The organism is Erysipelothrix anatis, assembly GCF_009828745.1.
Taxonomy (GTDB): domain Bacteria; phylum Bacillota_I; class Bacilli_A; order Erysipelotrichales; family Erysipelotrichaceae; genus Erysipelothrix; species Erysipelothrix anatis.
In genome coordinates this window covers 41,407-55,581 of record NZ_WTSX01000016.1, presented here as the reverse complement: position 1 = coordinate 55,581, position 14,175 = coordinate 41,407, and the positions used below count along the sequence as shown (strand labels likewise).

General features: G+C 36.9%; 17 protein-coding genes. All 17 read left to right on the top strand.

The annotated features are described in order from the left end of the window. Positions 1-88: 88 nt before the first annotated feature. The 17 genes from GVV19_RS10105 to GVV19_RS10025 all read left to right on the top strand — a co-directional run bounded on the left by GVV19_RS10105 (position 89) and on the right by GVV19_RS10025 (position 14,173). A complete protein-coding gene (locus tag GVV19_RS10105) occupies positions 89-403 on the top strand; it encodes a dockerin type I repeat-containing protein (protein WP_159647383.1) in 315 nt (104 codons plus the stop codon). Beyond that, positions 403-1,017 (top strand): hypothetical protein, encoded by a 615-nt coding sequence (locus GVV19_RS10100; RefSeq protein ID WP_159647381.1) that lies wholly within the window; start codon positions 403-405, stop codon positions 1,015-1,017. Before GVV19_RS10105 ends, GVV19_RS10100 begins: the two co-directional genes overlap by 1 nt. A gap of 1,046 nt (positions 1,018-2,063) precedes the next feature. After that, positions 2,064-2,471: a P27 family phage terminase small subunit gene (locus GVV19_RS10095; protein WP_159647379.1), complete on the top strand. Its 408-nt coding sequence runs from the start codon at positions 2,064-2,066 to the stop codon at positions 2,469-2,471. Further along, a complete protein-coding gene (locus tag GVV19_RS10090) occupies positions 2,452-4,260 on the top strand; it encodes a terminase large subunit (RefSeq protein WP_159647377.1) in 1,809 nt (602 codons plus the stop codon). Before GVV19_RS10095 ends, GVV19_RS10090 begins: the two co-directional genes overlap by 20 nt. Continuing rightward, on the top strand, positions 4,247-5,440 hold the full coding sequence (locus GVV19_RS10085; RefSeq protein WP_159647375.1) for a phage portal protein: 1,194 nt from the start codon (positions 4,247-4,249) through the stop codon (positions 5,438-5,440). Before GVV19_RS10090 ends, GVV19_RS10085 begins: the two co-directional genes overlap by 14 nt. Then, positions 5,441-6,022 (top strand): HK97 family phage prohead protease, encoded by a 582-nt coding sequence (locus GVV19_RS10080; RefSeq protein ID WP_159647373.1) that lies wholly within the window; start codon positions 5,441-5,443, stop codon positions 6,020-6,022. It begins immediately after the preceding gene. After that, positions 6,019-7,224, top strand: coding sequence for a phage major capsid protein (locus GVV19_RS10075; RefSeq protein ID WP_159647371.1), 1,206 nt, complete (start codon positions 6,019-6,021; stop codon positions 7,222-7,224). The genes GVV19_RS10080 and GVV19_RS10075 overlap by 4 nt, the downstream gene beginning before the upstream one ends. Before the next feature lie 31 nt (positions 7,225-7,255). After that, positions 7,256-7,447 (top strand): hypothetical protein, encoded by a 192-nt coding sequence (locus tag GVV19_RS10070; protein ID WP_159647369.1) that lies wholly within the window; start codon positions 7,256-7,258, stop codon positions 7,445-7,447. Beyond that, complete coding sequence (locus tag GVV19_RS10065) at positions 7,428-7,712, top strand: phage head-tail connector protein (RefSeq protein WP_159647367.1); 285 nt, start codon at positions 7,428-7,430, stop codon at positions 7,710-7,712. Before GVV19_RS10070 ends, GVV19_RS10065 begins: the two co-directional genes overlap by 20 nt. Next, the gene (locus GVV19_RS10060; RefSeq protein ID WP_159647365.1) at positions 7,702-8,019 is read left to right on the top strand and encodes a phage head closure protein; all 318 of its coding nucleotides are present in this window, start codon (positions 7,702-7,704) and stop codon (positions 8,017-8,019) included. Before GVV19_RS10065 ends, GVV19_RS10060 begins: the two co-directional genes overlap by 11 nt. After that, on the top strand, positions 8,012-8,404 hold the full coding sequence (locus GVV19_RS10055; protein WP_159647363.1) for an HK97 gp10 family phage protein: 393 nt from the start codon (positions 8,012-8,014) through the stop codon (positions 8,402-8,404). Before GVV19_RS10060 ends, GVV19_RS10055 begins: the two co-directional genes overlap by 8 nt. Continuing rightward, positions 8,394-8,738: a hypothetical protein gene (locus tag GVV19_RS10050; protein ID WP_159647361.1), complete on the top strand. Its 345-nt coding sequence runs from the start codon at positions 8,394-8,396 to the stop codon at positions 8,736-8,738. The genes GVV19_RS10055 and GVV19_RS10050 overlap by 11 nt, the downstream gene beginning before the upstream one ends. Then, positions 8,728-9,300, top strand: coding sequence for a major tail protein (locus GVV19_RS10045; RefSeq protein WP_159647359.1), 573 nt, complete (start codon positions 8,728-8,730; stop codon positions 9,298-9,300). Before GVV19_RS10050 ends, GVV19_RS10045 begins: the two co-directional genes overlap by 11 nt. Positions 9,301-9,328: 28 nt before the next feature. Beyond that, entirely contained in the window at positions 9,329-9,649 is a 321-nt protein-coding gene (locus GVV19_RS10040; protein ID WP_159647357.1) for a hypothetical protein, read from the top strand. 107 nt (positions 9,650-9,756) lie between these two features. Continuing rightward, complete coding sequence (locus GVV19_RS10035) at positions 9,757-10,110, top strand: hypothetical protein (RefSeq protein WP_159647355.1); 354 nt, start codon at positions 9,757-9,759, stop codon at positions 10,108-10,110. Positions 10,111-10,122: 12 nt separating this feature from the next. Beyond that, entirely contained in the window at positions 10,123-13,431 is a 3,309-nt protein-coding gene (locus tag GVV19_RS10030; RefSeq protein ID WP_159647353.1) for a phage tail tape measure protein, read from the top strand. A 1-nt stretch (position 13,432) separates the two neighbouring features. Next, the gene (locus tag GVV19_RS10025; RefSeq protein WP_159647351.1) at positions 13,433-14,173 is read left to right on the top strand and encodes a distal tail protein Dit; all 741 of its coding nucleotides are present in this window, start codon (positions 13,433-13,435) and stop codon (positions 14,171-14,173) included. Positions 14,174-14,175 lie beyond the last annotated feature (2 nt).

Genomic DNA, 14,175 nt, shown 5'->3' with positions numbered 1-14,175 from the left:
TATGATCCATACACAGGAAGAACTACACCCAAAGTTCATCACGCAATCAACCTAACAATCAGGTACTTAGAAGCGCAGGAGATAATCAATGGAACCATTTAAATCGAAAATAGTAACTAACGTATTGTTAATGATAATTGTTTCTATGATACTCACTATTGGAATCAGAACCGAGTTAGAACATAAACAGCAGATAAATGATCATCTAGTAGGTGATGTTAATGGAGATGGAATACTAAACATATCGGATATGGCCATGATTAAAAGTCATCTAATGGGAGTAAGACGTCTCGAGAAAGTAGAGCAACTCCGAGCTGATATCAACAAGGATGGGATAGTGGATGGAACAGACTTGGAACTTGTAAGAATAATCATTCAAAGAAAGTTAGGGGTGTATGAATAGTGATTGACAATGTCAAACTTGAGCGGCTTAAATCTGAACGCAAAAGATTAGAAGGTTTAATTACAAACAGCAAGAGCAATGAAATGAAAAATGAATTGATAGTTCAGGAAGCAATCGAAGAACTCCATGATATTAATAATCAAATTGAGATCGTCGAGAAAGCATCTAGCAAATTCCTAAAGGTCTTTGAGAACAAGCGTGCCCATATAAACTATGCTAAATCTGAATTGAAACAATATATGTTCTTATTAGGTGTGTGCCATGAATTGCAAGATAAAATACTTGTGATCCTAACTCAACTAAAAGGTGTAAAGTCTCCTGGTACAACTGTAATCATTTCAAATGGAAATGGCGAAAGTAAAGAAGTAAAAGCTCAAGCACTTAGAGATAAACTTCAGGAGTATCAAAAAGAATATGCTACGACTCGCCACAGAACTGATAAAATTGAAGACTTCTTAGATAACTTATCGGATCAAGACAGGAAGATTGTTACAAAAATATATATCAATAGCAAAAGAGAGGACAAACTCACTATGGAAGTTTTAGCGAGAAGACTAGGAGGTAGTGAAAAAACATTAAGACGATCGATTGATGAAATCATGATTAATTTTTAAGTTGACCGTCGCGCCCTGTTTTTTGATGATATTATGTTAGTGTGGCTTTCAAGCCATTCAGTTATCTGACAACAATCATTATCCGTACAAAAGGCATGCATTAATTTGTGTGTCTTTTGTTTTGGTTCGCGCCACAGTATAACAAAACAAGTTATTATTACCTCCACTGTGGTGGGAACGAGAAAGGAAGATACTATGTATATTTGTGTAAGAAAGACAATTGGAAAAAATGTCAGCGGAATTCAAGTCCAAATTAATCCAGGTGATGTATTAAAAATAGTCAAAAAAGTAAGGAACTCCTATATCGTATCTGTCAATGGTCAAGGTAATTTGACTATGCAAGAGGAATCGATGAGATTCAACTTTAAACAACTATGATGTACAAATCTACCAAATGGAAAAATAAAAGAGAATATATATTAAAGCGAGACCATTATATTTGCCAGGAGTCAAAAAGATATGGTCGAACGATACAAGCAAGTCATGTACACCACATCTATCCATTAGAGTCTTATCCAGAACTAAGATTTGAAAATTGGAATCTGATTTCACTCTCTCGAGTGGAACACAATAAAATGCATGATCGAGTTACAAATGAAATAACAAATAAAGGTAAGTACTGGCAAAGAAGACGTAGAAAGGAATTCGAAGAATGGGAAAAGAAAAAACAGAAAAAGTTCAAGTGATACTACTATGCATCGCATTCATACTGTTTGAAGTGGCCATATATATCTGGCTTCCTTATTGGCAAACTATCTTAATAACGCTAGGTTTTAATCTAATAGTGGTTGTGCTTGTCTTACAACTCATTGAAAAAGAAGAATAGATGTATGATGAACAGACGTTGTGAGGCATTTATAGACACATACGTAACTAAAAATATTACGCATGTAAAGGTACATGCCATTACTTATGAGCTTTCTGTGGTCGATACAAGGACCCCCCCACTCCAAAAATGGAGTTTAGAAACTCCTAGGGAACGGTAAGGGGGCACTTTTCCAAATGTACGATATTTCAAAAACTTTTTTCCGGATGGAGGTGATGAATTGGCAAACAGCGGAAAACGGTCTAGACAAGCGGTCATTAAGAGAAACTCGACTGCAGAATTTATAAAAAAGAAGACCATAAGTAATATGCAGTTACTGGGTACCTACAAACCTGAGTACGATGTAATCATCACTGTTTTTGCTGATACTGTTCGTGCTTACAACAAAGCGATGGAACAATTCATCAAGGGCGGAGAAAAGCTAGAAGTAGAAACCGAAAATGGCACAACGAAGAAAAGTGGTACTGCATCTTCATTGGAAGTTTTGCGTAAAGATATCCAAAATTTATCGGACAGACTCCTGCTAAATCCGAAAACAGGGATGACATCTGAAATCCTAACTCAACCCACTCAAAATATGGATGTAGAGGATTTATTTAAGGTCCTTGATGAAAAACTATCCGAATAAAGCTAAATTTGATGATTATGTAAATGGTGTCATGAGTGGTGATAAACCAGTAAATGCATATCAGAGAAAAGCGGTGGAAAGGTATCTTGAGGATTTAAAGAACCCTAAGTATGAATTTAAACCCAAGGATGCTGAAATCGTAATTAGTCTTATAGAGTATCAAATGGTGCACAAACAAGGTGAATTATTAGATGGAACTCCATTAAGGGGAAAGCCATTCATTTTAGAGCCTTTTCATGTGTTCCAAATTTATAACCTATTGGGATTTAAATTGAAAGGAACTAACATAAGACGATACAAGGAAGCATTTATTTATATACCTCGAAAAAATATTAAAACTTCATTTGCCGGTGCTTTAGCGTGGGCATTAGGAATTCTTGAACGAGAAAGTGGTTCAAAAGTATATATCGTATCTGCTGCATTAAAGCAATCTTTAGAGTCTTTTGAATTCATATCAAATAGTCTAAAACACATAAACCAAGTTGATAAAAACCCAAAGGCTGGATATAGGCTAAGAGAGAATAATCAAGAATATTCAATCTATCGTGAATTTCCGAGTGGTGGATCGTTATACATCCAAGCACTTGCAGCCAATCCTGATCGACAAGATTCATTAAACTGTAATATTGCAATTGCTGATGAAATTCATGCTTATAAAACTCCAAAGCAATACAACATCATCAAAGAAGCGATGAAGGCTTACACAAACAAGTTGATGATAGGAATTACAACTGCCGGTGACAATATGAACTCATTTTGTTATCAAAGACTTCAGTATTGTAAAAAAATATTGGATAAAACTGTCACAGACGAGCAGTACTTCGTGTTTATTGCTGAAGCAGATGCAGACGAAAATGGAAATGTTGATTATACAAATCCAATTACTCACGAAATGGCAAATCCTGCATTTGGAGTATCAATCAGACCTGAAGATATCCTCAATGATGCAATGCAAGCACAAAATGATCCGCAACAACGTAAAGACTTTTTGTCAAAATCGTTGAATGTCTACACATCGTCAGTTAAAGCATATTTCAATCTTGATGAATTTAGAAGAAGTGATGATAAGTATGATATCGGAATAAAAGACAATGGTGAAGTTGATTATAGAGTTCTTTCAAATCTCGATGTTGAGTGGTTTGGTGGTGCTGACTTGTCCAAAATGTTTGACCTTACAGCCACGTGCCTATATGGCGAAGTGAAAAGTGGAAAGTACAAAGGTCTAAACATTGCCATCACACACGCATTTTATCCAATCATTAGAGCACAAAACATGCAAGATGAATTGAATATTCCCTATTTTGGTTGGAGTGATGATGGTTGGTTGACCTTTTCTAATCATAGTGTTGTAAACTATTCCGAAGTTGTTAATTGGTTCAAAGAAATGCGCGATAAACATAAGTTTAAAATCAGAGAAATAGGATTTGACAGACAGATGTCGCGAGAATTTGTTAAGGAAATGGAACAAGCAAAATTCAAGATGATTGACGTTCCACAAAAATACTGGGTTAAATCTGAAGGGTTCAGACACATAGAGCACAAAGTTAAAAAAAGAGAGTTTTACTACATACATTCGGAAGCATATGAATACTGTGTGGAAAATGTACGTGCAGTAGAAACCCAGGAAGATAGAGTGCGCTATGAGAAAACTGATGATAACTTAAAAATTGACTTATTCGATGCAAGTGTCATGGCCTGTGTCAGACATTTGGAAAACATAACAGATAGCAAACCGAGTGTATCGGATTATTACGCAGCTATTAGAAAGGAGAAAAATGGGAATATTTAATCAATTATTTACAAGATCAAGAGAAGACCCTCCAAAAGAACAATCAAATATAGGTTATCTCGACAAAAGTGACTTTCCTTCGCTTTTCTTTCAAGGGTACACGCCGTTAGATAAGCATCCAGAGTTCGTTGCAGGAGTCGATAAAGTCGCGGATTTGATTTCAAATATGACAATTCATATTATGTATAAAAATGAAAAAGGTCATGAAAAACGAGTCAGAGATGGACTTTCAAGGAAACTTGATATTAATCCAAACCAGTACATGACTCGTAAAACGTTTATCAATAACATCGTAAGGAACCTCTTGTTGTATGGAAACCAAGTCACGCTACCGCAATATGGTAGCGGTTATTTACAAGACTTAGTTCCTATCACAAGAGGTAATGTATCATTCAATCCGAAACCCGTAGGATATTCAATAACAATCTCCACAAAAGAATACAAACCAGACAATGTGCTTCACTTTGTTCTTAATCCGGATCCAAATTTTCCTTACAAAGGAATGGGCCACAGATTAGTGCTGAAAGATGTTCTTGAAAACTTAACAACAGCAAATAAGACAAAGAAAGCATATATGTCTCAAAAATACTCTCCCTCAATGGTTATTGCTGTTGAAGCAGATGGAGATGCCAAAGATTGGGCGGACACAAGGGATTCTATTATTGATGATTATGTTTCTTCTGATGAGGCTGGAAGACCGATGGTTATTCCTTCATCAATGCTAAAGGTGGAATCTGTAAAACCATTAACGTTACAGGACTTAGCGATTAACGATGCAGTACAAATTGATAAGAAAACAGTAGCAGCGGTTTTAGGGATTCCTGCTTTTTTGTTGGGTGTTGGAGATTTCAAGAGAGATGAATACAACAATTTTATTGAAACAAAAGTTAAATCAATCGCAACAATCATTCAACAGGAAATGACAAAGAAACTAATCATTTCCGACGATATGTTCATTAGACTAAATCATCACTCACTACTCGATTATTCACTTACAGAATGGGCGAAAATTGGTAAAGATTTAAGAGCAATTGGAGTTATGTCCGGTAATGAAGTCAGAAACAAGGTTGGGCTTGAATTTGATGACAACGAAGATCTGAACAAATATGTAATGCTTGAGAACTATTTAAACGTAGAAGACATAGGCAAACAGAAAAAACTAGATAAAGGTGGTGAATAAATGGAAAAAAGAATATCATACTTTCAAAGTGATTTAAAAACTCGCTCAGAAAGTGATGAAAAGATCCTCGAAGGGTATTTCGTTGTATTTAATCAGGAAACAGAATTATGGCAAGGTGTTTACGAAGAAATTGCACCAAGTGCTGTAGTTAATAGTTTAAAGACTAACGATATTAGGGCACTGTTCAATCATGACGCAGCAATTGTTCTTGGAAGAGTTGGTAATCAAACATTAGAATTAAAAGCAGATGAACACGGTCTATATGGTCGTGTTTTTATTAACTCTGATGATCGAGAAGCAAACGACATCTATGCTCGTGTTTCACGTGGAGATATCAATCAATGCTCATTTGGTTTTTATCCCTTAGAGGAAGAAGTTCAAAGAGATCAAGAAAGAGATACAACAAAATTCATCGTTAAAGAAGCCGATGTTATTGAAGTATCGATTGTTGCGTGGGGCGCTTATTCTACGACTGAAATATCGGCAAGGAGTCGAGCTAAACAAGTCGAAGATATTAAAGAACGTGAACGCAAAGCAAAACTCAAAGAGTTTAGAAGCAAATACGGAAAGGAGTCATTATGACAGAACAAGGATTAATCTCTCACAAAATTAGACTTAAAAAGGATTTACTAGCGAATCAAAAAAATGATTTAAGCGAAATCAAACAACGGGAACAGGAAGTGTATTCAAAAATAACTGATGGATCAACTACTGAAGAAATCGAGTCAGTTGAAAAAGAACTAGTACCAATCAAGGAAGAAGGCGAAGCAAAAGAAACAGAGGTCAAAAAAACTGAAGAAGATATCGCTGAGTTAGAGAGAGAATTGATTGAAGTACAAAAAGAATTAGCACCACCAGCGCTAGAAGGCGGAGAAGGAGAACAAAGAAATATGGACAAAGAATTATTGCTAGAACAACGAGATGCTGTTAATGCATATATCCGAAAAAAAGAAATGCGTGCAGTAGATGGCATTACATCGACAGATGCTGCATTGGTTATACCCGAAGAAGTAATCTATAGAACAGATGACGAAGTCGGAGAAGTTCCTTCATTACGTCATTTAGTAAGCGTCCAACCTGTTAAGCGAGCATCAGGAAAAAAACCTATTCGTAAACACGCAACTAACCGGCTTAACTCAGTTGCTGAATTAGAAGCAAACCCAGAACTTGCAAAACCAGTATTTACTGAAGTTGATTGGAGTGTAGAAACGTATCGGGGAGCTATACCTATTGCGCAAGAAGCAATCGAAGACGCAGAAGAAGATTTGACAGCACTCGTGGAGAAAGATGCAAAAGAACAAAAAATTAATACAGAAAATTATTTAATCACTACTGCTTTAAAATCATTCACACCGCTAACAATCAAAAGTGTAGATGATCTGAAAGATTTACTAAACGTTAAAATCAAACGTGCATATACCAAGAATTTGGTAATCACATCAAGCGCATTCAATATCTTAGATAAACTAAAAGATAAAGACGGTCGCTACCTATTACAACCTGATGTAACCGGATCCACTAGCGGCAAACTACTCGGTAAAACTGTAGAAGTTATCGATGATGAATTATTTGGGTCAGCGGGAAATGCAACTGGATTTATTGGCGATACTAAACGTGCTGCACTTTTATCAGACCGTAAACAATTGGAAATCAAATGGGTTGATCATCACATTTATGGAGAATACTTGCGTGCAGGTGCTCGTATGGGGGTTGATGTTCAAGACACAAATTCAGGATTCTTTGTAACGTTTGATATCAAAGAAGAAACTGGTGAAGGAGCCTAAAACTCCTTCTTTCTTTTGAAAGGAGAAAGATATGAAATATGTTGTTGTAGTCCCATTTAATGATTTGCAAGACGGAGAGAAACGATATGAAGTTGGCGATGAATACCCAAGAAATGGGTTAAAGTCGACTCAAAAACGTATTAAAGAACTTGCTACTGAATCAAATATGCGCGGACTTGTATTGATTGAGAAGGTGAAAGTCGATGACCCAACCAAAGCTTGATCTCTTAGAATTAACGAAATCTAAACTCGGTATTTTGAGTACTGATAGAGATACTCTCATTACTGCGATTATTGATGGAGTTAAAAGCGAACTAAATGATTTTAACAATATCACGTACAATTCTGATGATGCAGCTTTAAATATGTATATATCTGAGCTATCTTGTTGGCGGTATCAAAATGCAGGTAACCCTTCATTACCTCCCTATCTGAGACTTTGGCTAAACAATCTCATTTTAAGGGGGATGAAAACTGATGAACCGTAAGATCACATTCGATTCAATTTTAAAATTGGTTGTAGTAAATTCAACAGGTCAAAATGACTTGGGAATTCCAAACAAAAAGGAATCGGAGAGAAGTGTCTATTGCAAAGTGCTTCCAATCGGACAAAATGCAGATTTTCAAGCTCGGCAACTTGGAGTAAAGTGGGATAAAAAATTTGCTATTCACTCTTTTGAGTATAATGGAGAACAAATAGTTATTCATAACGGAATGCGTTACTCGGTTGAGCGCATATATGGAGAAAACTTGAATGAAGTAGAGCTTACCTGTTCGGAGATTCGAGGTGTCTGATTTGAAAGATTTGGGAAACTTAATAGTAGAAACGATTCATGATTACAGTAATGAAGTAAAAAATGGAATTGACTTAACTGCTGAAGAAGTTGGTAAAAAAACAATGAGTAAAGTCAGAAGCGGAGCTCCGGAAAGGACAGGTAAGTATCGAAAAGCCATCTCATTAAAGGTCGAAAAGCAATTATTAGGTAATAAAAAGGTGACAGTTTATGTTAAGAAGCCTTATTACAGACTTGCTCATTTGTTAGAGCATGGTCACGCTTTAAAAAACGGTGGTAGAACTCAATCATTCAAACACTGGGAACCTGCAGAAAAAGAAGCTGTAGAGAGCTTTGTTAAGGGGGTCTCACAAGTTATTGAAAATGGAGGTAAGCATGGAATATAAAACTATTGTAAAAAGAATACAAGAAATTAATATCCCAAGCGTTTATCATCATTGGGATGCGGAGGATGTTCCGAAACTACCCTATATAGTTCATATGATGAATGGTAGGGATGATAGAAGTGCGGACAATATTAATTTCAATAAAATTCAAAATGTAACTATTGAATTATATTCTGCAAATCCCGACTTCGTAAACGAAGAAAAAATTGAAATAATTCTTGAACAAATGGGATTATTCTATACTAAGAGTGATCCCTTTTATCTTGATAAAGAAATGATGTACCAAACTATATATGAATTTAAATTCATGGAAGGAAAAAAATATGACAACTAAAAAACAAGCATTTTTCGGACTCTCGCAAGTCCATATTGCATTCCATAAAGCAGATGGAACATTTGATAAGCCTGTACACATCCCAGGTGCAGTGAGCTTCACACCTTCTACCGTCGGAGAGAACTCAACATTTGCTGCAGATAATGACCCAAACTATTTTGCACACTCTACTAATGGAGGATATACAGGTGATATTACTCTTGTCGACTTTCCGGATGAAGTAGTTGCCAAAATGTATGGTTGGGAAATTACTGCAAATGGAGCACTTCGTGAAGTAGCCAACGGTAAACCAACTGCATTTGCTCTCATGTTTGAAGAAGACGGTAATATGACAAGTAAACGATATGTCTATTACAACGTAGTTGCAGGTCGATCAGCACGTGAAATGCAAACGACAGCAGATACAACTGAACCAGCACCAAGTGTTGCTTCATTAACTATGCGACAATTTGAAATCGATGGGAAACCAGTAATTAAAGATTCGATGGCAAAAACTGAAGAAAATGCAGCAGCATTTGAAAGTTTCTACACAACTGTGAATGGACAAACTGAAGGAGCGTAAAAGCTCCTTTTCTTTTTAAGGAGGAACTATGAAGTTAAAAATTCCGAATAATAAAAATATCGAGTGTTTCGAAGTAGCATTTACGCCGATAACCCCAGATATATACTTTCAACAATTTCGCCGTGATTTATCGTTAGATATTATTACTTCTCGTGCTTCACAAGGCGATTTAGGTATGACTTTAACGCAACGGATCATTTGGAGTTGCTGTATGACTCAAAATCATGAATTCATGCAATTTCAAGAGTTCTTAGAAATTATCGATGGAAGCATTAGCGCCTATCTAACCGAATGGGGCCCCGATGTAGATAAGTGGTTAATGCCTATTATCGATAACTTATTCTCATGAGACTGATTAAGTATGGAGGATTAGAGTTTCCAATAAACGCAAATGTGTTAACAGGTTTTTTTTATAGACAACAATTTGGCAGAGATTTTTTAGGTGACCTATTAGAAATGATAACCAAAACTAATACACTGGTAACACCAAAAATTGTGTGGTCACTGGCAAAATCTCATGACTTTGATCTAGTCGACTATGATCAATGGTTATTAAAACTAAAAGAAGGGCCTGCAGACTATGAAGGTATCTTGATAGAAACAAACAAATTTCTTCGTAAAGTCGATATAGATACAAAGAAATCCGAAAATACTGAACATTATGAAGTGAAGTCACTCGCTACTGCAGCAAAACTTGGATTTGATTTGGAGACTCTAAAATTGCTATTGCCAAGTGACTTGATAAATGCTGTTTCACAACCCCAGTTGCGAAAAGCTACGAGCGAAGAATTCCAAGAGTTCTTTGGATAGAAAGGAGATATTATGTCTTATGTAAAAGGTATAAATATTGTCATAGGTGCAGATACTACACAATTAGATGCTGCACTAAATAAGATCGATCGTAATACCAAGTCTCTTAATAAAGAATTACGAGATGTAAATAACTCCCTTAAATTCGACCCTAAGAACACTGATCTGTTGGCACAAAAACAGAAAATACTTGGCGAGAGGGTAAATGAAACAAGCAAAAGATTGGATGCATTAAGACAAGCCCAGGAACAAGTAAATCAAGCCTATAAAAATGGTGACATCCCCGAAGAAGAATATCGGCAGTTTCAAACTGAAATTGCGAAAACTGAATCGCAATTAAAAGGATATCAGGATCAGCTAAAAAAGGTTCGCGTCGAATACGCACATCACTCTTCTAAGCTTGGTGTCGCATCTGAAGGTCTCAAAGACTTTGGGAATAAAGCATCAGATGTATCAAGAAAACTTGCACCTGCTTCTTTAGCTGCGGGTGCTGCATTAGGGCTAGCAGCTAAATCAGCAATCGACTTTGAAAGTGCTTTTGCAGGTGTAGAAAAAACTGTTGATGGTACATCTGAACAAATGGCTAACCTTAAGCAAGGAATTCGAGATATGGCAAAAGAAATTCCTTCTTCCACCACCGAGATTAGTGCAGTTGCTGAAGCTGCTGGACAACTTGGGATAGAAACAGAAAATGTTCTAGACTTTACCCGTGTAATGATTGACATGGGTAACTCAACTAACTTGTCCGCGGAAACTGCGGCTACTACACTCGCAAGATTTGCTAACGTAACGAAGATGAGTCAAGGTGATTTCGACAAACTAGGATCAACAATAGTTGCGCTTGGAAATAACTTTGCAACGACTGAAGCAGAAATTGCAGCAATGGCTATGAACTTAGGGGCTGCAGGTACACAAGTTGGAATGTCTCAAGCAGACATTTTAGCACTTGCGACATCTTTAAGTTCTGTAGGCATTGAAGCGCAAGCGGGTGGAACCGCTATGAGTAAACTCATGATTGAAATGCAGTTAGCATCAGAAATAGGGCTCAATGCTTTCGGGCCACTAGAGACTGCAGCAAAAAGAGTGGGTTACAGTATTGCAGATGTTAATAAAGCTGTGAACAATGGCGGAAAACCATTAAAAGAAATGGCTTCAAAAATGAGCATGACAACTAAGGAACTCAGACAAATGCATGCGGAAGCTGCCGGTGCGGAAGCAGTTCTAGAAGATTTTGCTAAAATCGCAGGTCTATCTGTAGACGAATTTGCGAAAAAATTTAGTGAAGATGCAGTTGGAGCGCTTCAATTATTCATTAACGGTCTTAACGATACTGAAAGAAATGGAGCAAGTGCCTTAGCAGTTTTAGATGACATGGGAATTACTGAAGTTCGTCTTAGGGATGCAGTTCTTCGTTCTGCCAATGCTACAGACATTTTAGCTTCTGCTGTGGATATGAGTAGTGCTGCTTGGGGTGAAAACATCGCGTTAACTAATGAAGCAAATCAAAGATATGGAACGACTGAATCTAAACTACAAGTTACTAAGAATCGCTTCAATGATTTAGCAATTTCACTGGGCGAAAAAATACTTCCTCATTTGAATACATTCTTGGAATGGCTCGGTAATTTGGTTGACAAATTTGATGATCTTTCACCAGGTATGCAAGAATTCATTGTTAAAGCATTGGCAATCACTGCTGCAAGTGCACCACTCATAGGAACAATTGGTAAATTATCAAGCGGTCTTGGCGGTCTTTTAGGAGCTGCAGGAAAAGCTAGACGAGCATTAGGTCTACTTACTTCTCCAGCTGCAAGTGCAACTGCATCAATGGTTGGAGTGGGAAGCGCCTCAACTGTAGCATCTGGAGGACTGTTGGCTTCTGTTGGTGGTCTTAGTGGACTTGCTGCAGGATTAGGCGGTGCAGTCGTTGCTGCAGCACCATTTGTTGCTACTGTAGGTGCAGTTGCCGCAGGTGGTTATTTAGTGTATAAGACAATGCAAGAGGAAGCAATTCCTTCGGTTGACTTATTTGCAGACCATGTTCAAGTTGCTGCACAAAATGTATCCAATGACTACGGCATGATGACACAAGCAATTCAGACGGAAACCGTAAAAATATCTGAAGATACACAAAGTAGGTTGCAAAATTATTTAGACATGTCTCAAGCGGTTCAACAGGAGTCTATGAACATGTATCTCGGATTAACCGAAATCACGGATACTAATATTGCTTCCTTAATGGAAAAGAATCAAGGGCTAACTGACTCAGTGATTACAAATATTAATCGTCAAAAAGAAGATAGCTTAACTGCATATCATGAAATGTTTAATAATACCACAGTAACAACTGCGGAGCAGGAAGCGGAAATTCTGAGATTAGTAACTGAAGGTAGTCAAAATAGAATCAATGATGTTAATGGACTCAAAGAAGAATTGAACATTATTTTTGCTCAAATTAAAGAACAAGGAACAGCGGCTACAGCTGATCAACAGCAATCCATTGATTCTTTGTATGAGCAGATGAAAACTCAAGCAGTGCAATCTATGGCCGACTCAGAGGCTGAACAAAGCGTGATTTTAAATAGGTTGTCTGGATCAAGTCAAAGAGTTACTGCGGAAATGGTTGGTGAGTCAGTTAAACAATTCAATACTTTATATGATGAATCTGTTTCAAAAGCCGGAGCACAACGTGATGAAGTTGTAAAACAAGCCGAACTTATGAAATCGGAATTAGGTGGAGAATATTCTACCCTTGCCGATCAAGTAATAGCAGATGCCAATAGGCAATATGAAGCTACAGTATCGGCATCCTCTAAGACACGGACTGAAGGATTAGATAAACTTCAAGGCGCATACGGTGAATTATATAAGGAAATCGACATTAACACCGGAAACATTCTTAACTCAGGTCATAAATTCGAGAGGTTCTGGAACAGTCAAAGATATGAAGACAAACGAGCAGTAATAGTCACTGAATATCGAAATGAATATACCGAAAGAAACTACCGAAGTGGTGGTAATTACTATCCAGGGTATAACGATGGCCTAGACTTTGTTCCACATCATAACTTCGTTGCCAGATTGCACAAGGGTGAACGCGTTTTAACTGCTGATGAAAACCAACAACTTAAGTCTCAAGGATTCCTTGATTCGATGAAGGGGAAATTAAGTGAAATTGGTTCGTATGTCAATAACATTGATCAATCTCAATTCACTCAAAACGTCACACTTGCAGGAACATATGTAGTGCGAGAAGATGCCGACATTAAAAAAATTGCGCGAGAGTTGAGTAATGAAATGAATAGACAAAGGAGGGGATAATATGACTTTCTCAAGAAGAAATATAAAGAGAAGTAATACTTTTATGTTTGGTGAACATGATTTATCAGATGTAGTTGTTGTTGAAAAAATACTAAGACAGGTTATCCCTTCTGTCATAAATCAAGGCATTAGCATTGGCGAGAGGGATGGTCGTTATTTTCAAAGAAACAAAATTGAGTCTCGATATATAAATGTATCACTACGATTTATCGAAGACTCATATGAAGATGTTCAAAGCAGAGTGATCGAACTCGGAAAACTTCTTTATTCGCTTAAACCGCAAAAATTGGTACTACGTGATAGCGAACTTTATAACTATGCGATTGTATCTCAAATTACAGATGTCGAAAAGACTGTTTATACAGGGGTTTGTGAAGTCGTATTCGAATGTTTTGACCCATTTAATTATGGGAAGCATATAACGTTTCCATTAGAAGGTACTACAACTGTAGTTAATGCTGGAAGTGCATCAACACAAGGTATTGCTACTTTAACAACCCAAGCATCAAATTCAGTAACAATCACTTTAAATGATGGTCAATTCATCAAAGTGAACGGGCCAATAGTCGAAGGTGCAACAATGATTGTAGATTTTAAAAATCAGAAAGTCACTATCAATGATAATTTGGTCATGAACAAGATTAGTTTAGAGAGTGACTTTTTTTCTATTCCTTCGGGAGAAAGCTCTATTTCGGTAGCTGGAGCAACTGGCGAAATAACGTTTACAGAGAGGTGGATCTGATT